This window comes from Pseudomonas syringae (assembly GCF_000737245.1).
Lineage (GTDB): Bacteria > Pseudomonadota > Gammaproteobacteria > Pseudomonadales > Pseudomonadaceae > Aquipseudomonas > Aquipseudomonas syringae_J.
Map to the genome: position 1 here is coordinate 1 of NZ_JPQU01000043.1, position 22,289 is coordinate 22,289.

A 22,289-nucleotide genomic window follows, 5' to 3' on the forward strand; every position below is an offset into this window, starting at 1 on the left:
ACTAACCAAGCTGCAACGATCAACGCAGAACCGGAAAGCCACGCAACGTGGTGAACAGGTTCTGAAGAGATGACCAACCTCAAAATCTTCCAGTTTGAAAATCCGACTTTTTCAACAGAATCAGCCGACTGCAGTCCATCTTGCACGAGGGGCAAGCTAGACCTCCACCAACGGAGGTCAAATGACATGAACACAAAAACCACCTCTCCTTGTCAGCTCTGGAATAAAGGCAAACTGGTCCGAAAAAACAACCGCTGCTGCCGCGTGACGTCTGGGGCATCAGGATCAGGCGTGAGGTTGCGCAATAACGTGAGGAGTCCTCGCCCTTTTCGGCTCAGCAATCGACCGCAAGCTTCGTGCATGCGATCTGACGAAGCTACATATTCGTGATGTCGCACACGCACATCGCGTTGCAGCTAGGGCCACAGTGATGCATCAATCACGGTAGGAATGTTGTCCTTCAATCAGCTAGAACCATTGTAAAAGCCTCCCCCCTTTCGCAACTAACTGCAGTGTAATCAGCATTCCATCGAGAGGTACCTATTCGGCGATACGTTCTGAATCTTAGTGAGGACCCTACCTGCTCGACAAAAAAACCATCAACGTCTCCCGAGCATTCTCCATCAGCGTATTCAAAAGTAATCTGGCAGACTTGTTCAACTTCCTTGTCATTACGTTGCAAACTGTAATTCTGCAATTCGTAACTTAGTTTCGGCGCACTATTTTCAAACTGTACACCTTTGTAAAACCCGGTTTGCTTGTATGTGAGATAGATACCACTTCCTTCGTGCAGCCATTCACTGGATGTTAATAATCCTTGTATTTCATCACAATCTGGAAACCATGCATGCGCAGTAAGAGGCAAGCAAAGAGAATAGGCATAACAAAAACATCTAACGATGCTCGATATTTTCGAACGTGCTTTTATAAATTGATTCATTTTAGCCTCCGGCCTTTGTGATTACAGAGTGGCTTATACATCACTGTTTAGGGATCTAGGGCCAGCGATAGTCGTACGTCCTGCAACATGCATCATCAATAAAACTGGGTACCCAATACGCGGTACAGATACCAAACCCCTCAAGAAACTCAAGTGATCCCCCCACCACTTCAACGAAAAAATACCCGTTTCTCCAACGCACAGATTCGTGCTACAGGCACGGGCTATCTGGCAGACTGGGGCAATCTCCCTACCGTTATCCCGCACACTTATAACTTGTAGAGTAGAAGCTAAGCGTCTCACGCCACATTGAAACTCAAGTCTTTTTTCAGAATCTGTAGATCGGAACAAGAAACCCTTAGCCGAAGAATAACCCTTCCATCCTTTAAATGTAATTAAGTTTTGGGCATGTTCATACTTTGAAAATGAAGCATTCACAACAAGAGACAAGAAAAACAAAAAACCAAACAACTGCAAGCTTTTAGTTGTAAAAATATTCACTATTGCCTCCCTCCTCCAGACTAGAGGGGAATGTCCCTATATCGCGAGTACTGCCGTTCTATCTCTTGAATTGTAGAGCATTCTAATAAACGTGCATGCCGATCGTCGGGATCGCTTCCTTAGTACCGAAGGCGGGTACGGCCATGAGCGCCTGGCCCGGTTATTTTCTTGACTGGCGATGTAGAAGGTTGTCAGTAACGACAGCCTTGAAAAACACTTCGCCCACAACCCCGCCAATCCTCCGCATTTGAGCGGCTGGGGCATTGCCGTGCCGCAAGGCCTGCGCAGCCAACAATGGCAATATGCCTAGTTGTGAAAAAAGTAAAATATAGGGAAAAAAGTCTAACTTGGCAGTTACCTGTATTTTTCGCAATTGGGACTGTAAACGCGGCGCTTCAGCGCCCATGTACCATAACCCAAGAAAATTCCCTAGGAGTTGGATTAGGAACGACGACCTCCCCTGAGGCAAATAACCCTTGGCCTACCGCAGGAAATTGGTGCCGGGTGTCAGGTAAATGGCCTGCCCCATGGCAACGGACGCCAAGAAGCGATAGTTATATCCTTACTGGAAGACTTACCGCGCCTTAAGCACAATAATTCATACATGCTCCGCAGCGAAGGTTGTGCAAACGCGTTTGCCAATCGAGCCGGAAGTTTGCAACAGCGGTGGCCGCCTCCCTTAACATCCCGCACCTAACCCAGTTTTCCTGCCCCCCCTACCCACCCAGGCTGGCACCGTCGATCTACTTTTCGAGCTGACGACCCCTCCCATGCGCTTATTCCTCTGCGAAAAACCCTCCCAAGGCAAAGACATCGCCCGCGTAGTCGGCGCAACCCAGCGCGGTACTGGCTACCTCACCGGCCCAGACGTCTGCGTCACCTGGTGCATCGGTCACCTACTGGAAACCTGTCCACCTGAAGCCTACAACCCTCAGTTCAAAGGCTGGTCGCTGGAGCATCTGCCCATTATTCCTGCGACATGGAAGGTCGAGGTAAAACCGAAGACAGCGACTCAGTTCAAGGTGGTGAAGAAGCTGCTCGCTCAAGCCACAGAGCTGGTGATTGCCACCGACGCCGATCGCGAGGGTGAGCTGATTGCCCGGGAGATCATGGAGTACTGCGGGTATCAAGGGCCGGTGCAGCGGCTGTGGTTGTCGGCGCTAAATCCTGAGTCGATCCGCAAGGCGCTGGCTGCGTTGAAGCCTGGGCAGGAGACGTTTTTCCTGTATCACGCAGCGTTGGCCCGCTCCCGGGCGGACTGGTTGATTGGCATGAATCTCACGCGGCTGTTCACGTTGATCGCCAGGCGCTGCGGGCATCATCAAGTGATGTCTGTCGGCCGGGTGCAGACACCGACGCTTTACCTGACGGTCATTCGCGAGCGTGCGATTACGGCGTTCGTGAAGAAGACGTATTGGGAGATAGATGTTCGTCTGTTAGCCAGCGGTGCGGCATTTCTGGCGAAGTGGCAACCACCCCGCAACGCAGTGGACGCTGATGGGCGTTGTATTGACCGTGCGCAAGCCGATCAGGCCCAGCGCCAGTTGAGTCATGGACAGGCGACGGTAGCGACGATCGATGTTGAGCGAGTCAGTGAGCGCCCACCCTTGCCTTTCGACATGGCAGCCCTGCAGGAGCAATGCGACCGGCAGTACGGCCTGGGCGTTGAGGAAACGCTGAATATCGCCCAGTCGCTGTATGAAACCCATAAAGCCACTCACTACCCGCGGACCGAGTGCGCTTATCTGCCGGAGAGCATGCTGTCGGAAGTACCGACGGTTCTGGCGGCGCTGGCTAAAACCGATCCGTCGATCATTCCACTGCTGCAGACGCTTGACGCAACCAGGCGCTCTCAAGCCTGGGACGACCAAAAACTCACCGGCCCGCACCACGGCATCATCCCCACCACCGAAGCGGCGGATATCTCGAAGATGTCTGAGAAAGAGGCCAAGGTTTACGACTTGATCCGCCGCCGCTATATGGCGCAGTTCATGCCGCACCATGAGTACAACCGCACGGTGGTAGTGCTCGACGCTGGGGGTTTGGTGTTGAAGGCGGTGGGCAAACAGGTTGTGATGCCTGGCTGGAAGGTACTGTTCGCTCGTGAGCAAGAAAGTGACGGCGATGAGCATAGTCAGCGGAGGACCCAGCTTCTGCCGGAGCTGAGCTCAGGCCAGGGCTGTGCCATTCAGAGTGCGGAACTCAAAGCCTTGACCACCTCACCGCCCAAGCGCTATACCGAAGGCACACTGCTCAAGGCGATGAAGAATATTGCCGATGTGGTTGAGGATCCGCGGCTCAAAGCCAAGCTCAATGCCACCACAGGGATCGGCACTCAGGCCACCCGCGCCTCGATCATCAAGGGTCTGATGCAGCGTGGTTACCTGAACAAGAAAGGCCGCTCACTAAGCCCTACTGCCTCAGCATTCGCGCTGATCGACACAGTCCCGAGCATGGTCAAGGATCCTGGCATGACGGCGATCTGGGAGCAGGCCTCTGACGAAATCGAGGCCGGCAGGATGCCGCTGGAGAAATTCCTCACCGGTCAGAGCGTGTGGATCGGCAAGCTCGTGGAGCAATGCTCGATACTGAATCTGACCATCGATCAGCCGCCCTCGTCGCCCTGTCCCATCTGCGGCGCGGCAACGAAAAGACGTACGGGGAAGAATGGCGCATTCCTATCCTGCTCGAAATACCCGGACTGCAAAGGCATCCTGAATCTGGCTCCGGCCAAAAAATCTCGGAAGCGGTAAAAATTCCTACTGAGCAATCCTACTAAATCTGTCGGCATGTAAGACCTGTTTCCTGCGTTCCCATCGGCCACGCCTTGTGCAAGAATTTGCTTGCCTCAACGATCACACCCGTTGGCTACTGTCGGTCATCAGTAGCAAGCCAGCTCAGCACGCTAAGCCTCGGGAAGCGCGTGCAGATTCTCCCTGCGTCTCCCTGGTTATCTAGGCAAGTTGCCGTCACGATCACCCTGCATGGGTAGTCATAGACGCATAGAGTTCGAAGCCCACCTGTCCTCGGGCCGCCCTGTTCCAGCGCGGCCCCTCCTCCCTGCTCCGCGGTCCCTTTGAAGAGTGCCCTGACGCCCTGCACGCCGGAGCGTGAGGACACCCTTCCGAGGGCAAGTATTCGTTGCCGGTGCCCGCCGGTGAAAATAAGGGCTCCTTTTGTGCGCGGATGCGCGCCAGTTGATACCGATCCCAGCCACGAAAAGGGTCGGGTGTTTGTGTGCAATGACAGGTCAATGCCAAGGGCCCGTCGCTGCGGTGCGTTCACAGGTGGTTACATTTTCCTAGCCGAGTTTATCTCGGCTTATTACCCAGCCCCTTCCTCGTTTCGCCATCATTTTTTGGGCAGCTTCTGGCTGTATATTTCAATATACATATAAGATATGCATAATGACGTTCAGAATCCAATTTGATCCCGCTAAAGCGCGAAAAAACCTCAGGAAACACAAGGTCCGTCTCGCCGACGCTGAAGCTGTTCTCCATGACCCTCGGGCGCTAACCATGGAGGACAATGACCACGATGAACCTCGCTGGGTAACGCTTGGCGATGCCGGCAGCGGGCAGATACTGGTTGTGGTGTACACCTACCGCGACCCGAATTTCATCCGATTGATCTCTGCCAGGAGAGCTACGTCCCATGAGATCAGTCAGTACACAGGTGGGTAAGCTGATGAAAGACCAATACGATTTTTCCAAAGCGAAACGTGGAGCCGTTGCCCCTGCCAAGGGCAAGAGCCGGATCACGATCATGCTGGACGACGCCGTGCTCGAAGCGGCCCGCGAACGCGCCGACGAACAAGGCATTGGCTACCAGACACTGATCAACGGGTTATTGAGAGAGGCGCTCGGCGTTGCCAACAAGCCTGTACCTGGTAAGGAACGGCTGCTCACAACAGGATCAGAGCTATCGCTCAATGCGTTCAATCGACAGCAAGTCGAAGAACTGGAAGCGCAGTTGAGCAGCATGGCTAACTCGCTGCATGTCTTTCTGAGTGACGGCAACAAGTCTTCCTCAGCCTGAAAAAAACTGGGACGTCCACGCTTCTATCGAGGTGCTCGACGTCCCTAGCTGTGCTGAAACTCGAACGGCATCGCGCCTAAGCCAAAGCCTACAGAAAACACGCCCAGCCCGATCCACTTTTACAACGTCAAACCACCTTGACGCCCGCCGCACCATTTTCCATCCTTCCCCCATGTTCCGCTGACGTGTCAGCAACATGCCCAGGTAGCTTAGATCTTCAAGGCTACGACGCCGCCATGCGTTGATCATCCCAAGATCGCCATCGCATTCGGCAGCGCGATCAATCGTCGGCAGAATCGACGATCGAATGCCTGACAGCACACCACCCACGCGGGGAATTACTTTCCCGCCCGGGTGAGTCGTTCTCCGCGTTTCATTGAGAAACGGAGAAACGACATGACTGAGACCAACGAAAACCAATACTTCGACCTGCACACCACCGGCATCGGCTACCTCAATCGCATCCGCGAAGTTGAGGTGCGCAAAGGCAAGCCGTTCATATCCACCACCATTGCAGCACTGCATGGCTCCAAAGACGATGTGGAATATTCCTATATCGACTGCAAGGTCAGCGGCAGCGAAGCAGAACGCCTGGTGATGCGCTACAGCCCTGAGGTTTCCGCCGGCAAGAAAGTGCTGGTTGCGTTCAGGATCGGCGACATTTGGGCCGACGCGTTCACCTATACCAAAGGCGAGAAACAGGGCAAACCCGGTGCAAGTCTGAAAGGCCGGTTGTTGTTCATCTCATGGATCAAGGTTGATGGTGAAACTGTTTACCAGGCCAAACCTAAAGACGAGCAACAGCAACCTGATCACCTGCAGAAGAGCAAGCCCCTGCAGCAGATCCCGACGAGGACTACTACGCCGCCTGAGCAGCCTGGTAACGCCTGATTCATCAACCACCTTCGCGGTCATGCCCAGCATGACCGCAGTACCAACCTCCCGGGGAGACATCCCCTTGGGGTGCTGCCCAACATTCTTAATGGAGAGCACCTCATGAAACTGCACATGATCGACGAAGCCATCACTGACCTCGCCGCTACTACCATCACCATCGAGAACGAGATGATTCAGGAAGCGCTGGATATCCTGGATCGACGTCTATTTACCTCCGCTGATCCGCTGGTATGCCCTCAGGATGTGGCGGCTTACCTGAAACTCAAACTAGCCGCTGAAGCCCACGAAGCGTTTGGCGTTATTTTCCTCAACGCCAAGCATCAGCCGCTGGCCTTCGAAATCCTGTTCCGAGGCAGCGTCGACTGCGCAACCATCCACCCCAGACAGATCGTCAAACGCGCCCTAGCTCACAATGCGGCGGCAATGATCATCAGTCATAACCATCCTTCCGGCTGTACCGAACCCAGCAATGCGGATATCAGCCTGACAGAGCGAATCAAGGAGTCGCTGAGACTGGTGGATGTGCGGTTGATTGATCACTTTGTCGTGGGAAGTGGGAGACCGCTTTCGTTTGCGGAGAAAGGGTTGCTCTAGGCGATCACAGCCCCCGAATTCGTACCCATGGGAATCTTCCACCCGCTTGATCAGAAAACTCCTACGCCATCCTCAGGTTGACATCGATGCCGGCCTGAACCATGGTTTCCAGACGACTCAAGCCCGTACGCAGCGATTAAGTTCGCTGGCCGTTGGGGTGAAAAAACCGGCCTCGGCCGGTTTTTTCGTTTTCAAGGAATGAATATTCGTGCGTACCGCGTTTTTCGTTGATGGCTACAACATGTTTTATGGCCTGCTTGCAGGCACTCAATTCAAATGGCTGGATCTGCGTGCATTGCTCTCGCATACCAGTCCGGCTCACTGAGGTAGGCGGCCACCATAGGCGAACCGTCAAAAATCCCGATTCGAGGGAACTCGGATCCGGCCGGAAAACTGCCCAGCAGCTTCTGCAAGTCGTCTTGAGAGACAGCGCTCATCAGGTTTGCAGAGAGATCCGCAACCCTTCGTCTCTGGGCATCCAGCAACAGACTTGGGTAACCGCTCAATAACTGTTCGATGCGGGTCAGCCGTTCATTCAGCTTGAGCTCATAGCCGGTCATGAACAGCGGTTTGCCGTTGGCATCCCGGGACACCACCGCCACGCTGAGCAACTGCTGATCGAGCAATGCATCGTAATATGGCCCAGACCACTTGCGGGCCATTGACTGGCAACTGGTCGAACAAGGCGCGCAATTGAACGGTACGGTTCTGCACAAACCCGGACGGAATATCAAGCTGCGTGGAGAACGCGGCCCCCGCATCAGGAAAATAGAAAAACGTATCCACGGTCATCGCCTGCCCCGCAGTGCCGAACGCTTCGGCTGCAGAGGCTGCACGCGCGAGCCTGTCGATCGCGACACGGTTGTCGACGTCGTCTGGCGAGGGTGGGTTAAGCACCCAATGCATGGTGCTGCGCTGGAAGATATTGCTGCCAAACTCGTTGGCCGCTCCACTTTCCCAGCGCGTCATCAGCCGCTTGGCACCCTATTGTGCGTCGCGAAAGTCATCGTTATCTGGAAAGCAAACGCATGCGCTGGCTCAGATCATTCAGAGCCTCGCTTTGCAGCTGCTCGAAGGTTCGCCAGGCGCTGAGCCCTGCAGCCACGCACCAGCAACGCCAGAACCAGCGCCAGCACACAGGTGATCCGCAGCGCCAGCGATCTTCGCCAACTCGTCATCGCACGCCGACTTTGCCAGAAGCGGTGCTATCTAGCTTTGAATCGACCCCCATCTTGCGCGCAATCTCCCGTATCGCCCGCTGTGCAGCCGCATCGTCGCGCAACGACACCACCAGCAAACGTTGCACTTTTTCACCTGTGGCGGTTTGTGCAGCTTCACGTTGCGTAGCAAGCCCCAGGGTGCGCAATTGCGCCTCCAGGTTTCTCGTCCGCATTTCGTTGTCGTAGACACCCAGGTCCAGCCGCAACCCTTCGCCAGCTGCAAAACCGGTATCCACTGGCCGTGGTGTCCAGCACCAGGCGATCTGTGTAGGCGGTTGAATGTTGGCGACGCCCTGCTGAGCCGGCGACCCAAGTGCCGAAAGGCTCACGTTCAGGGCAGCGGCCTGAGCTTCCATCGCCGTGAGTTGCTCGGCAATGCTCTTCAGGCGCTCATCCAGGACCGCGACCTGCACCTGCAGCTCATCGGCTTTGGCGTACTTCTCCAGCAGCAGCTGTTCACCTTCCTGGCGATACGTCAGCTGGATGCCTATCAGGTTTTCGCTGCCCATCAGATTACGCTGGCTCGGAAAGTCGGTAGCGGTGAAGGTGTGTTGCCCGCCGTTGAACAATCGCAGGAAGTCTACGAAAGCGCGGTCGCCGGTCCAGTGCCGAATCAGCTTGAAGTTGGCGAAGCTGATCTCCAGCGAGACGTCCGCACAGGCTCCTGGCGCCCAGACGAAACTGGCGCTGGTCGGGAAGTTGAAGTTGTCCAAAACCGTGGAGCGGCCACTGCATTGCAGGGTCAGGCGCGTTTGCTGAGGCAAGGAGCGAGCACTGATGTTGACCTGGGAGGGCGAGGCCGAAAGCTCCACCACCGCAGCAGTCGCCTGCAGCGTTGCAATGCTTTGCTTGAGCTCAGCCCGTTGCGCCGTCAGGGTTTTCTGCTCGGCGTCCAGCGCCTGCTTGCTTTGCTGCTCAGTCGCTTGCTGGGTCTGGCTTTGTCGTTGCGCGCTGACCAGATCGTTCTGCGCGTGCTGCATGCGACTGACGTAGGCATAGAACGCCCCGGTCAACGGGATCTGAACACCCAGGGACTCACGCCCGCTGTAGCGCTGCGCGTCGCGCTGCACAAAGGTTTTTACCGGCCCGTTCATAAACGCGGGCAGTTGGCCGCGATCTCCGTACAGCAACTCATTGAGCATCACCGGATCGCGCACACCCTGGATTGAACTGAGCAACTGCCCACTCCAATCACTCTGCAGACGGCAGGCGGCCACCTCCGCGACATAGTGCGAAGAGAAATCCAATTGCCCGGTCGCCAGTGACCAGACCACATCTTCACGCGGGTCTGGCCCCTTGAGTGCCCGGATCAACGCAGTCCGAATGCTATCGGCTTCCCACAGCGGCGCCGCTTTGACCGCCGGGTCCGCACCAAAGCCCCACGTATCGAGCGCGACCTGGAATGCCTGGGCGTCGTTTTTCTGCAGATCGTCAATCACCCCTTTCATGAGCTGCCCAAACCGGGCCAGCGCACGGGTCTGCGTCAGTTCATCGCGCAGACCACTGACACCGCTTTCGATTGATCCGCCATTGACCATGCCTTTGAGCACGTCGCCGCCCAGCGCATTGGTCACCTTGAAATTGGCCAACACGCCAGGCTCGACGTGCAGATCATTATTGGCCGCCAGCTTGAGCAGACGATCCATCGCCACCGCACGACTGGCCCATGGCGCCCGGTGCTCCACCGGAATCAACTCGAAGCGCGCAGCACTGCGATGCAACAGCCTGATAAACGGGTCGTTGGGAGTGCCCACCACACTGAGCGTCTGTTGCCAGTCACTGCGGGTTTTCAGACGTGTCTGGGAGCTGAGCAAACTGCCCTGGATAAACCGGTACCAAGCGTCCTGAGTGTCACTCTGGTAATGCTCCAGAAACTTCACCCGCTGCGCTTTCCACAAGGTCTGGTCGCGGCTGGCCAGGCCCAGTTCATCAATGAAGCCCAGAATTGCGCTGTGCCCTTGCGCGGTGTAGGCACCGGACAGGCTCAGGTTTGGGTTATCGGTGTCGGTCCAGTATTCGCTGAGCTGGATCGGCGGCAAATTACCCTGTAGCTCTGCCCACTCCGTGAGCCAGACCAACGGGCGCCCTTCAAGCCCCATGCTTTCGAGCTGCCCTAACAGTCCGGCCCGCTGGGTCTGCATCTGCGCGATGTCGGTTTGCCACTCCAGATAGGAGCGATAAGTAGACCCCAAGGTGACCAACTGCCCTGCGCCTATGGTCTGTTTAGAGCCATAGGCCAGGTTCAGAAAGCCCACCTCGGAGCCGGGAAGTGGCAGGTTTTCCATTGACTGATTATTCAGACGGGCGTCGAGCAGATTAATCCTGCGGACCAGGAACTCCACATACGCGGCAATCAATCGCGGGTCGCCATTGTTCAGCGCATTGCGCAGATTCTGTGAAATGAATCCATCGAAAACCGGGTGACGTATTTCGCTATCGAACAGGCTGACGTAGTCGGCCCGATAGTGCTCTTGCACGTCATCGATATGCCGTGAGAACGGAAGTAAGGAACGCCAGCCGCCTTGCTGCGCCTCAGATAAATTGATCAACGCCTGGCGGTAACGACGCAAGGCGTCCAGATCAGTTTCCAGCCCACCCGCGAAATCGGTGACAGCAGGCGGTTCGTGGAGCGCTTCAGCGAGCACCCCTTGGGTGTGACGATCGGCATAGAACATCAAGGCAGCAAACCCCACGCACAATCCCAGCCAGGCAATCACTGCGGCATGGGCCAGCAGACGTCGCCAGCGATGCCAGCTGTCGATGGCTTGATACGCGTAACGCTGACCCGGCAACAGCTGCCCCAGCAGGTCATGACTGAACCAACCCTCTGCCCGCCCCTCTGCATCGGCAGATTGTGCGGTGAGAAACAGCCCGCTCAGCAGCGGCGACTCGCTGTAGGGACTGGCATCAAATGCGGGCGAGAGCAGTTTCTCAAGGCGCGGACGCAAATCATCAATGCGTTCCGGCAGGCTGAATGCCTGCTCGTCGGGCAGGCCGCGCACGCCCAGCTCTATGCGCAAATCAGACAGGCGCCGGGCAAGCCCTGTGAAGACTTCATCCAGAAAAGCGCCCGCACCCGTGCGTTGCTGGCTGAGCAAGCCAAAGGGCTGTTCGCGCTGTACCGGCGTCAGTGCCGCCCCCCATTGTGTGAAACCAGGCAGAGCCTCGGCATGAGTCACGATGAAATAGACTGGCAGACGGGCACCGAAAACCTTCACCAAATCATCCAGACGACGGCGCAAATGGTGCCCCTGTTCGCCCAGAGCCTCATCGGAGTCCGCCAGCAGGCGTTTGCTGTCGATCACCAGCAACACGCCATTGAGCGGCTCGCGACGCCGGGAGCGCAATAACCAGTACAGCAAACGCCGCCATTCAGGGCCTGCATCGCTATGACCTTCAGACAGGCGTCCGGCAGGGTCAATCACCACTGCGCGCTCCAGGAACCACCAATCCAGCGTCCCGGTAGCAGCCGCCTGCTTGCCCGGGTTGGCCGAGCGCAACGCAGAGGTAAGACCGCTGTGGTTCAACAGGCTGCTCTTGCCACAGCCGCTCTGGCCCAACATCAGGAACCAAGGCAGGACATACATCGGTGAACCCAGCCGGCTCAGGCGCGAATCGCGCAGCCCGCGCACACCACGGTTCCAGTCTTGGTCCAGATGAGGGGATTCATCCCGACGACTCTGCGGCAGCTCGCCTTTCATCCGCGCACGCAAGCGCCATGCGTACCAGCGGCGCACGACCCAGCGGACCAACACAACCAGCGCCAGGGTCGCGATAAAAATCACCGGCACGTACCACAGCGGCCAGCCCTCGTAGAGCACCAGCGCCCAGAGCAGCACTGCAAACCCAGCCAGGAGCAGCACCCAGAGCAAGAAAACGCCTGCCTTCTTCAACATCAGCGCATCTCCAGTATTTGGCTGACTTGACGACCCAAAGAGAGATCGAAACTGATGTAAAGCACGGTCAACACGATCAAAGGAATCCCGATCAGCAACAGCAGGGAAATGCCCGGCAGACCACGACGTACCACACGAGCGCGCTTGGTCAGCAGGTCTTCAGGTTGCGAAAAAAGATGGCTGGTTGCATCCAGCCCCACCATCTGGTGATCAAGAATGATCCGCTCCATCAGCAACCTGCGGTACTGGGCCAGCTCGCCACCGGGACGCGCCGCATAGCGACCTCCAAAGCCACTTAACAAGGCCAGCCCGAACACTTCGCGAGCCTGCACCGCAGCCTCAGGCAGCGCCTCCAGGCGCTGGAAGAACTCGACACCTGCCCGGGTGGTGGAGAAGTAATGCCGCTGCAACGGAGCCCGGCGCCATTGCGCAGAACCCGGCCATTCGCGAGACATGGCGGTTTCGTCAATCCAGGCCACCACGGCGAACAACGCCTCGCGAACCTCAGCTTCGGCAAATTGCAACTCGCGAGCACGATTGGCGGCGGCATCAAGCAGCGCAATCAACGCTGGTGCCAGGTCTTCATAGGTCTGTGAGGGATCACTGATGCCGCGCTTGGCGGCATCGAAAACGGGCGCCCAGCAGTAAGAAAGTCGCCGATTGCTCATGAACGCACTACCACCAGATCAATCACCAGGTCAGCTGGCGGCTGGGGCAGAAAGAACGCTGCCTGACGCTCTTTGAGCAGCGCTTCCCAGCCATCACTGAGCGTTTCCAGGCGGAAGTACAGCGCCCCGGCAACTCGCGGCAAACCTTGTGGCGGGACTTGCAGATAAATCAGCTCGACACCAGGCAGGGCACGGTTGACCAGGCCCTGCATGACGCTGGCGGCGCCCAGCTTGCCGTCCAACGGTAGGTTCTCGGCCATCCAGGTCGGATCGACGGCACTGCGTGCCACCAGAAAATAGCGGTGGCGAGGGCCAAAAAAAGCATCCGGCAGTTCGGCTTGATAAAAACCATCGTGCAGTTGCAAACGAACCAGCAACTCGGAGCCGATGCTGATTTCATTGAGTTGCTGGCCAATCAACGCCACCAGCGCAATGATCGCGGCCCCTGCCTCCTCATGTTTGTAAGGCGGGACCAGCGCACGGTCATCCGGCGTTTCACCGAGCATGTCGCAGATATCGGAAAACAGACTCAGCTCACCTACCAGCTGACGCAGGGTGCCGTAAAGCTGCCAGGGCGATACCTGCGGTGTTTCCAGCAAATGAGTCAGCAGCGGGCCATAACGATTCAGCATCGCCAGGGCCATCAGGTGATTGATCTGCGCGCCGTCAACGTCGCCGCGCCGCGATTCGCCAGGCTGCTTGTACACCGACAACTGCCGGGCTCGGCCGACCAGCTCGTCGCGTACTTCGCGCAGCGTTTGCAGCAGCATGGGCGATGCCGCCAGATTGACCGAGGGTGGTACGTAGCGCTGCGCAACTCGCACCCGGTCCCCATCGAGATCGAGACGAGCGATGGGCAGCAACTCATAAACGCTCAAATGCTCCAGTTCGTCTTCCCAAAACAACCGCAGCACATACGACATCGAACGCACGCGGGCTTCCGGTGAGTTACCGAGACGGTCGGCGATGACTTCCGGGTCAGCAGCCACGACAAAGCGCGCTTCTGCCCGAACTCCATCAGCCAGGGTTTCGAAGACTTGGGCATTGGCATCACCGGGCAGCAAGCGACGCAGACCAACATACAACGTACGCCCGCCGCTGAAATCGCTCAGGTCGAGCGTGCGCGACTCCAGCACGGCGTTGCCCGGATACTCCGCCAGCGTGCCCTCGGGAAAGCGCACCGACAACTGATCCAGCAAGCACTGCTTGGCGGCCAGCGCCGACTCGTTGATCTTCAGCGAAATCAAGCCCCATGGGTAAGGGTGATTCAGCTCGGTGGTGCGCCTCAAACGGTGCTCAATCCGCGCATCATTCTGCTGAAAATGCTGAGGCTGGAGGAACAAGCCCTGATGCCAATACAACAACTGATCGATATTCATAGGGCTCGCGTTCGTGCAAAAAGATGGAAAAAGTGGTGATCACATTCAGGACGTAAGGATCAGTCCCTAGCGTCCGGCAGACGAACCTCGCCTTCCCTGGGCTGCACGGGTTTGGGCAACGCGAGGCGGCTTTCTTTGCCACGCAGCAGCGCATCCGGCCCTGCCAATAAATCAATGGCAATCGGCCTGGGCGTAGCGGTCCAGGTCTTGCTGAACCATCCCGTGGAAGTTACGTCCACACCCACCTGATAAAGCTTGGCGCTACGGGCCGGGTCCAGGTGGGCATAACCGGCGGCGATACCCACCATCCTGGCGCCCTCCAGCCTTGGCAGGCGCAACTGCTTGCTCTGACCCGGTTCGATGAACAGCCGCGTCAGGCCGATCATCCCGGTCGGTGCGCTGTTCATCAGCAACAGGCTGCTCAATTGCTGAGAGCTGCCGGTGTAAGCCGAAAACGCACTGATCTGATCGAACTGCGCGACCACTACCAGCAGGTTATGCGCCTGACCGTCGTACTGATTGAGGTCGTTATCGGCGGTAAACGTCAGCTCGATAGCGTTTTCGGTGTAATCCCACTTGAGTTCGGCGAGGGCCTTTTGCTCAGGGGTGAGCTCCTGGGAGCTGCAGGCGGTGAGCAGCAGACAGAGCGTGAGCAGTGGCGCAATTACCTTAATCATCCGAGCACCCGTGCGCGTGTCGGCGTTTTGCGCCGACCCAAGGCAGTGCAACTGTTTGTCACGGCTTCATTTTTGATCATCATCACACCTACCCTTGACCCCATTTATTCATTCGCCATCGGGCGTCTGTAACTTCACCGCTTAGCGCCAGGCTGTGGCGCCATGCCTCGGTCTTGCCTGACACCGTTGCCTTGATCAGGACATGACCATGACCACGGTCTGACTTGGAGCGCTGACCATCCCCGTGGTGTTGGGCGGGGTTCCGTTGTGAGCTGTCTGCGAGGTGAGCCGCACGGCGGGCATACCGCCCACCATGACCGCGACGCTGCCATCGATAAATGCCATCGAACCCATTATTACCCCGCTCACCACGCCTCCCCCCACGCCGGGCTCGTCGCCGGTGCTCAACAAGACCTTGCTCATGAAATTCATTGCAGGCAAACCACAGACCAGGACCGGCATAACCAATCCGCCTGGATCAGCCAGGGAGGTATCAGCCGTATTGGGGTAAGGCATTGGCATCGGTCCGGCGGGCGTTGGCGTCTTGCAGATGTCAGGCACCGTGGAATTCGCGGTCGCACCGCCATTGTTGAGCATGTACATAGCGAGTCCCCTCCTAACCCAGCTTGATGCGTTCGCCGCGGACGGCAACGGTGACTTCGGCAAACAAATCCAGCGTCTCGCCGCGCAGGCTCCAGTCTTTGTCAACGCGCTGGCGAAGCGACCCCGAGGTCAGCTCCTCATGGCCTTTGACCTCACGGCGGCTCTGGCTGTAGTTCGCGGTATGTCGCACCGCTTTCTCGCAATGCCTGATTGCGCTGTCGTTGCGCTCGTTCCAATAGTGATCCGAACGCTCACCCGTGACGCTCAGCGCCTTGACGCCAACCTGCGCCTCAGTGAAATGCGCCACAGCGTGATCGGCACGCAGTGCAAGCATGGGCCCCGTATCCGCCGAGAGGCCATCGCGGGTCTTAATGCTCAATGCGCCACTGGGCAGGCTCAAATGCACGTCGCCTTCTACACGCAGCTGCGAGGGCTGCTGTTGAGTGCGCTCCAGCACGCTAAGGATGTAGCCATCCTCCCCCGCCAGCGTAATAAGCACCGTGTCGCCAACGGCGGGGTGAAGCAGGCAACCCATGGCGGTTTTTAACCAGTAGCGATGGCCTTGCGCGCTGACGACGCCAAAACGCTCGCCGCTGACCGCATTGATCTGTGCATGGCGCAACACGGCCGGGGAGTCGATAAAGTTCAGGGCTTCTTGCATCGCAGGGCCTATAGAGTGGGTAGCCAGCGTTGCGCCGCCAGGCGATCGCTGTCTTCAGGACGGAGGGTGGCTACGTTGGAACCGCGCCAGTCACAATGGGTAACGTCGGCACCGTGAAAATCAGCACCGTTGAGCCTGGCGTCCACAAAGCTTGCCCGAGGCGCTTGCAGCGCCTCGCACAGCGCATACTCAAGAGAAGCTTTGGCGAACACGGCATCGGATAACTGGGCGTTGTTCAGACACGCCATGTTCAGGCTGGCCTCAGTGAAATCAGCGCCTGGCAGGTGTGCATCGGCAAAAATGGCTTTATCCAGGCGTGCGCCTTTAAACACCACACGTAAACCCTGGCTCTGGTAGAAAGACGCTGACGGGGCATCACACCCCGTGAAATCCGCAGCCGTAAGCGTGGAACGATCAAAAGCGCACTGGTGCAAAATCATCGCGGTGAAGCGCGCCCGCTCCAGCAGGCAATTGATAAACCGCGTCTGTGACCAGCGAGTTTGAGCGGTTTGCAGATCAGTCAGGGTGCAAGCCTCCCATTGGCTGGTCTGCATACTGGCCTCTTCCAAACGCGGGCGAGCAAACACACCCTCGTTCACCGACAGCCCCGTGATTGTGGCCTTGCGCAAATCCAGATCATTGCCCGTGCAGCGCAGCCATAGACCATGATCCAGCCGGGAACCTGACAAGCTTGCCCCGTTCAATATGCAGTCGGTGAGCGTTGAATCGGTGAACGCGCAGTCGTCGAATTGCGCCCCGGACAGTTCGCAGGATATCCATGAACAGCCTTCAAGATGAGCGCGGGAAAAAATTGCCCCACGCGCATTGACGCCCTCAAAGCGGACATTGCGAAGATCAATTGCGCGATAGTTTCCACCTTCCAGATCAAGCCCCACCAACGGCTCATTGCTGGCGACCAGCATTTGCAACTGATCAGCTGTCAATGTTTGCTCAGACATGGGCGAGATCCTCTTTCAGACGACACCGCCCCAGTAGAGCTCGATCCAGGACAACGCCCGTACCCTGGACCGCTTCGGTCATCGCACCGAACAGATTGCTCCCGGTCAGGTCCGCTGCGTCCAGTTGTACTTTACGTAACCATGCCTCCATCAAATTGGCCCCTCGCCAACGGACCTGCCTGAGATCACTGCCGGTAAAGTCAGCCTGCACCGCGTTCAAGTGGTAACCGTCGCTGTCTCGCAGATCGCAACGACTGATCAGCGCCTGCTTGAGCATCGTGCCTTTTAAACTGGCGCCCCGCAGATTCACCCCCTGAAAACTAGCCCGCTGTAATTGCGCATCATCCAGGCAGATACCGGGTAGCTGGCAACTTTGGTCTAGGCGAAAATTAGTTGCCTGGGCAGCTTTGGCATTAACTGCAGTGCCGGTCACTTGCGACCAGGACGCTTCTTGAAGATTAGCGCCAGACATCTGCAAACCGTCCACCACGCAGGCATGCAGGCTGGACTTGGACAGGTCCGCGTCAACGGCGCTCACCGCCGTCAGCGTGCAAGTGTGAAAGCTTGCACCGGCGAGTTCAGCGCGGGTGAAGTCGGCGTGGTCCAAGGCGCAGTCGACGAATTGTGCTTGAGGCACCACCGCCGCGGTAAATTGCGCTCGCAGGAAGCTGCAATCGCTGGCATAGGCCTGGGCAAGATGTGCGCCGCTGAGGTTGGCATCGTCCAGACAACAACCCTGAAAGAAAGCCGAGGACAGCTGCCCTTCATGCACAGCGGCCTGCGCCAGATCACAGTCGATAAATACACCCTGATGAATATCGGCTGCGGTCAGCACGGAGCCCGTTAACTTGCACTTTTCAAACACGCTACCCATCAGCCGGGCACCGCTTAAATCGATGCCCGAGAGGTCAAGCCCTGTGAATTTTTGATTTTCAAGCGCTTGCGAAGCAGCACAGGACGCCTCAATGAGCTCACGGGTCCAATCAACCTTGGCCACCACTAGCCCAGACGCAGGCAGCAGCGCAGTAGCTGCCACAATCTGCTCGGTCAGCGCAGTGATTTCGGCACCGATATTAGATTGCACCGATGCAGCCTGGCTCAATACATCCTCGATTCTGGCCTGATACTCCGCTTTGCTGGCAGCCGAGAGCGGTAACTTAGCCAACATGGAACCCGCATTGAATGATGGTGCCGGGTTTGCAGCCTTTAGTTCGGCGGCCTGGGCGTAAATGGATTCAGCGGTGCGATCAAGATGTCTGGCTACCTGCTCAACATAGCGGTGCGCTTGCCGCTCGGAGTCGACAATAGCAGCACGAATATTGGCCTCTAGCACAGCAGGATCAAAGGGGGCTTCTGCGATCACTGACGCAACATTGCGCTGCGCGATGGCTTCGGCGAAGTTGACCCGCTCCGGTGGCGGGAATCTGGATGCATCAAACGGTTTGCCAATGTCGGTGGCCAGTTTTTGCGCGGCCTGTATGCCTTCCTGATGGGCCGTTAGAACCTGCGCGTGGATTTGATCTGCTTGTGCTTGCAGGTCACGCAACATCTGTTCCTGGTCAAAGGTGGGTATCTCCAGCGCAGGCACCATGAGCGGTTCGACGGTCTCCTGGGCCCAGAGCCTGTCAATCCAGGCTTGAGGGCTCAGCGTCGGATCATCCCGATGTTCACAGGCCACGCCCAATGCAGCGATATCTTCAGCATCGACTTCATTGACCGGTATCTGCGCACGATAAATCAGCAGCAGGTGTTCGTCGTTCGGAAACAGCCATACCGTATCCAGGTCCAAAGGTTGTTCGACGATGGGCGAAGAGCTTTCCACGCGCTCCACGAACAGTCGCGCACGCAAGCCAGGCAAATTACCTTTGAGCTGCGGATGCAGTGGATGCATGCCGCTAACTGACCAGCTTTCATCACCGCGCCAGTAGTGCGCCTGGCATTGATCTTCAGCCACTTCATTGAACCATCGCGGATCGGTATCGGCGGGCAACCAAGGTGCGGTTTGCATCTGCCAGGACTCGTCCAGCCTGCCCATGAATCCCTTGCGCGCCATGCACTGGGGCGGCATAGGTAAAAAACTGGCCGGCGCTGGACGATCCATCGGGCTGCGCAAAGGTGCATCGGGGTGCTCTACCTGTGGCAGAGCAATCTGTTGCAATGGCCCAGGGTTTTCGACATAGCCCACACCCTCCAGATTATCCGCATAACCCTCACCCCCAAATGCATGCTGAAAATCCAGCGCAACCGATTCCAGCCCACCGCTGGAGACTGCATTCCAGCCGCTCAACCCGTAACGCCAGGTGCGCGGGGCGAAGGCATGCAAGGTTTTCTCGCATGAACCCACTCGGACATGGACAGGCATCGCTGTGCGCTGCTGCTCATTGAGCGCAAATGCCTGTCCATGTACTGCAAAAGTGCCGCAGCTTTTCTTCAGACCTCGATCAAAAGCTGCCCCGCTAAATCGAGCACAAATCCAGTCCCAGCTGTCTTTGGCGGGCACCGTCTTGCCTGTCTGAAGATTCACCAGAAAACCAACAGTCACCACCAGGTATTTCGATGAGAGCGACTGGTGGCGTGCAATCAGCAGCAGACTGCTTTCATCAAGTTTGTAGTTTTTCATACGACGCCGGCTACATCTCGTACAGCCTGGGCAACTGTGTTCAGCTCGTCTGCGGTCCGGTTCACGACACTGGCTACAATCACCGCTTGAGACTTGACCTGAAGCGCTGCTTCCATTGCAAAGATCATTGCGTTCTCAACGGCGGGCACGGTCGGAGCAACGCCAGTGCCCAGCAAAGGCTGCGTTGATTTGATGATGACCGACTCAAGTTTGTTGGTATTGATCGCCAACCCAGCCTTCACATTCATGATCGCGGTCAAATTTTTTGCGATCGTATTGCCACTAACAACCAGTTGGCCGCTCACATGGACGTCCCCGTGCAAGGAGATGGGTGTCACCGGTGAAGAGATAGTAATTCCGGCAGGAGTCAACGAGATGCTATGCGGTCCACAAACAATCTTTGTCAGGGCTGTCGTACTGTGAACATAGGTGCCCGTATCGACTGTTTTATTAACTGTTTTCTCTGTAACAGTGACGTGTTCTTTCTTGGAGTTGAGGGCTTGCTCCATCTTGGTGGCATGGGTTGATTCAAACCCTGACTTGAATTCGCGACCACCTGGACTGATCGCGTAAGACGTTTTGGGTCCGGCAATGCTGATGGCAAGTTCATGGACCATCACACTCAAGCTTTGCTTTAGCACGCCAAGCGTCGCGCTCGTTTGTACGGTTGTTGAATCGGCCTTTACCGACCAGGTTGGCGTGAAGCTTGCGGAAGGCAGGACCCAACCGTTGCGGTATTTACCTGCCGATGAAAAAGGCTTGAAATCATCCGACTTGGGCGCCGGTGCCGGTGCCTTTGCGGGCGTAGATGATGAAGGTGAAGATGAAGATGATGTGTCGTCATTCGACCCATTGCTTGGGGGAGGAGGTGAGGCACCTAATCCGCCGCCCATGCTGTGGGAATACATATCGGACACTTCGTGCTTGTATGAGTTGGATGCCAACTGCATATGATTATCGGTTTGCAGGTGAGCACCACTGACACTGCCCTCCCCCAGAGTCAGCCTGGTATTACCGATGGGCGCCCCCATTCTCATCATCGGACCCGATGCACTGTCCTCCATAGCAAGATAGTGGCCGCCAGGGGTATTGATCCCACTCTGTGTTGCATTGTCCATCGTGACCCGCGCAGGGTTTTCGGAGTTGGGTACGCTGCCGGTAATAACTGGCCGATCGGGGTCTCCCCCGAGAAAAGACACCAGCACTTCTGTGCCCTTGAGCAGTGGAAATGCCATGCCATGACTTGAGCCATTGGAAATGGTTGCCATGCGCAGCCAGGCCGAACCACGCGTCGCATTCTTCTCGCCACGAATGAACGGAAAACTCACTTTGTAACAACCGTGCTCATTGAGGAGCGGCCGGCCGGTGTCTTCATCACCATCAACCACAGCGCTGAGCACCCCTTGCACATACGGCTTGCGGGTCAGGCATGGCGCCCGAAACTGGACATCTGCAGGCAACGCGATGAACTGAGTGCTGATGCCCTTGACGATGCCCTCACCCTCCACGCCCAGACCCGGCAACGGCTGGTCGCCCTCGTGCTGCACCTGGATCACTTGATAGCGGGTGTTGAAAGACAACTTAGGATGGGCGACAAGCAGCATGGGATCGCCTGCGCGCAAGCTGCTGGCGCGACCGCTGCCGTGGAACTCGCGAGCGCGACAGCCGATTACCTGGGCCCGCCGTGTGGCCAGCCATTGCCCCTGCGCCTGGGAGCCAAAATGTTCGCCATAAAGACCCTGCTCACCCAGGAATGCCGCTGAGGCAGACACGGTTGACAGCTGCTCTGGCGTCGCATCGGTGGGCAGGCTCGCGACGGCCACCGAAGCATCAGCCTGCAACTGGAGTTGTGCATTGCTGGCTGAGAAGTCGCGCAAGGTCACCACTGCCGCCTGGCGAGTGAGTTTGCGCGCAAAGCTACGCACAACAGCCAAGCCTGGCTCAACATCAAGTGCCGAGTCGTGGCTGCGGTAGGTCAACAGGTGAGGGGTTTGCGGCTGGAAGCGCTGATCGCCGCAAAACACTATGGCTTCGCCACCCGCGTTTTGTTCGAAAAAGTAGTAAACCCCGAAGTATTCGAGCAGACGCGACAGAAAAGCGAAGCTCGACTCTTCGAACTGACACGTAAAGCTCGCCTGGGTCAGCGCCACGTCATCAACGGGCACGCGGATATCGAAGTCGTAAACCGAACCTCGCGCCGCATTGATGCCCGGTCCTTCGACATTCAGCCCCGTAAGCTTTAGTACGTCGCGAATCAGCTCCGGCAGGCTTTTGTCCAGCCAGATTTCGGAAAACCGGAAATGACGCAGTTGCACCAGGCGCGGCTCCAGCACCACGCGGTAGTAGTAATAAACGCAATCGGCGTCCAGATAATCCACCTGGGTCACCACGCCCTGATAAGGGTGTGGCTCCCCCATTCCATCACTGAGCGTCAAGACCGCCCGATGCCCCAGCAGCGCTTCGTCATCGAACAGCGGATTGACAGTGGCCAGACGGACCTCGAAACGATAAGGCTGCGAGAGCTTTTCCTCTCCCTGCCATTGCTGCACCCACAATGTTTCGAGCACAAGCGAGGGTGCCAGGCTGACGAAAGTGCAGAGTGCGTGATCATTGAGGGCCATCAGTTAATCCTTGGT

General features: G+C 57.2%; 17 protein-coding genes and 1 pseudogene. 6 read left to right on the forward strand and 12 right to left on the reverse strand.

What is annotated here, in order from left to right:
* Window positions 1-460 precede the first annotated feature (460 nt).
* Window positions 461-940, reverse strand: coding sequence for a hypothetical protein (locus IV01_RS26675; RefSeq protein ID WP_154232232.1), 480 nt, complete (start codon window positions 938-940; stop codon window positions 461-463).
* 1,271 nt (window positions 941-2,211) lie between these two features.
* Here IV01_RS26675 and IV01_RS10160 point away from each other — a divergent pair.
* The 6 genes and pseudogenes from IV01_RS10160 to IV01_RS27085 form a co-directional block, all read left to right on the forward strand.
* Window positions 2,212-4,194 carry a DNA topoisomerase III gene (locus tag IV01_RS10160; protein WP_032629416.1) on the forward strand — a complete coding sequence of 661 codons (1,983 nt, stop codon included), beginning with the start codon at window positions 2,212-2,214 and terminating at the stop codon, window positions 4,192-4,194.
* A 654-nt stretch (window positions 4,195-4,848) separates the two neighbouring features.
* Window positions 4,849-5,124 (forward strand): BrnT family toxin, encoded by a 276-nt coding sequence (locus tag IV01_RS10155; RefSeq protein ID WP_032629418.1) that lies wholly within the window; start codon window positions 4,849-4,851, stop codon window positions 5,122-5,124.
* Window positions 5,125-5,128: 4 nt separating this feature from the next.
* Window positions 5,129-5,479: a BrnA antitoxin family protein gene (locus IV01_RS10150; protein WP_032629468.1), complete on the forward strand. Its 351-nt coding sequence runs from the start codon at window positions 5,129-5,131 to the stop codon at window positions 5,477-5,479.
* Between the two features lie 396 nt (window positions 5,480-5,875).
* The gene (locus IV01_RS0125200; RefSeq protein ID WP_080290328.1) at window positions 5,876-6,370 is read left to right on the forward strand and encodes an STY4534 family ICE replication protein; all 495 of its coding nucleotides are present in this window, start codon (window positions 5,876-5,878) and stop codon (window positions 6,368-6,370) included.
* Window positions 6,371-6,475: 105 nt separating this feature from the next.
* The gene (gene radC, locus IV01_RS10145; RefSeq protein ID WP_032629419.1) at window positions 6,476-6,970 is read left to right on the forward strand and encodes a RadC family protein; all 495 of its coding nucleotides are present in this window, start codon (window positions 6,476-6,478) and stop codon (window positions 6,968-6,970) included.
* Between the two features lie 208 nt (window positions 6,971-7,178).
* A pseudogene (locus tag IV01_RS27085) lies at window positions 7,179-7,283 on the forward strand (NYN domain-containing protein); the annotation flags it as partial.
* On the opposite strand, the gene IV01_RS27090 reads toward IV01_RS27085, so the two are convergent.
* From IV01_RS27090 to IV01_RS10090, 11 genes are all read right to left on the reverse strand, one after another.
* Window positions 7,243-7,632, reverse strand: a complete 390-nt coding sequence (locus IV01_RS27090) for a hypothetical protein (protein WP_032629420.1) — start codon at window positions 7,630-7,632, stop codon at window positions 7,243-7,245. The pseudogene IV01_RS27085 and the gene IV01_RS27090 overlap by 41 nt on opposite strands.
* On the reverse strand, window positions 7,517-7,939 hold the full coding sequence (locus IV01_RS27095; protein WP_229636131.1) for a hypothetical protein: 423 nt from the start codon (window positions 7,937-7,939) through the stop codon (window positions 7,517-7,519). Before IV01_RS27095 ends, IV01_RS27090 begins: the two co-directional genes overlap by 116 nt.
* A gap of 205 nt (window positions 7,940-8,144) precedes the next feature.
* Window positions 8,145-12,086, reverse strand: coding sequence for a type VI secretion protein IcmF/TssM N-terminal domain-containing protein (locus tag IV01_RS10130; RefSeq protein WP_032629422.1), 3,942 nt, complete (start codon window positions 12,084-12,086; stop codon window positions 8,145-8,147).
* On the reverse strand, window positions 12,086-12,754 hold the full coding sequence (locus IV01_RS10125; RefSeq protein ID WP_032629424.1) for a DotU family type IV/VI secretion system protein: 669 nt from the start codon (window positions 12,752-12,754) through the stop codon (window positions 12,086-12,088). The genes IV01_RS10130 and IV01_RS10125 overlap by 1 nt, the downstream gene beginning before the upstream one ends.
* Entirely contained in the window at window positions 12,751-14,133 is a 1,383-nt protein-coding gene (tssK, locus tag IV01_RS10120; protein WP_032629426.1) for a type VI secretion system baseplate subunit TssK, read from the reverse strand. Before tssK ends, IV01_RS10125 begins: the two co-directional genes overlap by 4 nt.
* Before the next feature lie 59 nt (window positions 14,134-14,192).
* Window positions 14,193-14,810 carry a type VI secretion system lipoprotein TssJ gene (gene tssJ / locus IV01_RS10115; protein WP_032629427.1) on the reverse strand — a complete coding sequence of 206 codons (618 nt, stop codon included), beginning with the start codon at window positions 14,808-14,810 and terminating at the stop codon, window positions 14,193-14,195.
* 195 nt (window positions 14,811-15,005) lie between these two features.
* Complete coding sequence (locus tag IV01_RS10110) at window positions 15,006-15,413, reverse strand: PAAR-like domain-containing protein (RefSeq protein ID WP_032629428.1); 408 nt, start codon at window positions 15,411-15,413, stop codon at window positions 15,006-15,008.
* 13 nt (window positions 15,414-15,426) lie between these two features.
* Complete coding sequence (locus IV01_RS10105) at window positions 15,427-16,074, reverse strand: DUF3540 domain-containing protein (protein WP_032629430.1); 648 nt, start codon at window positions 16,072-16,074, stop codon at window positions 15,427-15,429.
* 8 nt (window positions 16,075-16,082) lie between these two features.
* Entirely contained in the window at window positions 16,083-17,033 is a 951-nt protein-coding gene (locus tag IV01_RS10100) for a pentapeptide repeat-containing protein (protein ID WP_050507706.1), read from the reverse strand.
* The gene (locus IV01_RS10095) at window positions 17,026-19,653 is read right to left on the reverse strand and encodes a DUF2169 family type VI secretion system accessory protein (RefSeq protein WP_032629431.1); all 2,628 of its coding nucleotides are present in this window, start codon (window positions 19,651-19,653) and stop codon (window positions 17,026-17,028) included. The genes IV01_RS10100 and IV01_RS10095 overlap by 8 nt, the downstream gene beginning before the upstream one ends.
* Window positions 19,650-22,274, reverse strand: coding sequence for a type VI secretion system Vgr family protein (locus IV01_RS10090; RefSeq protein WP_032629432.1), 2,625 nt, complete (start codon window positions 22,272-22,274; stop codon window positions 19,650-19,652). The genes IV01_RS10095 and IV01_RS10090 overlap by 4 nt, the downstream gene beginning before the upstream one ends.
* Between the last annotated feature and the right edge of the window lie 15 nt (window positions 22,275-22,289).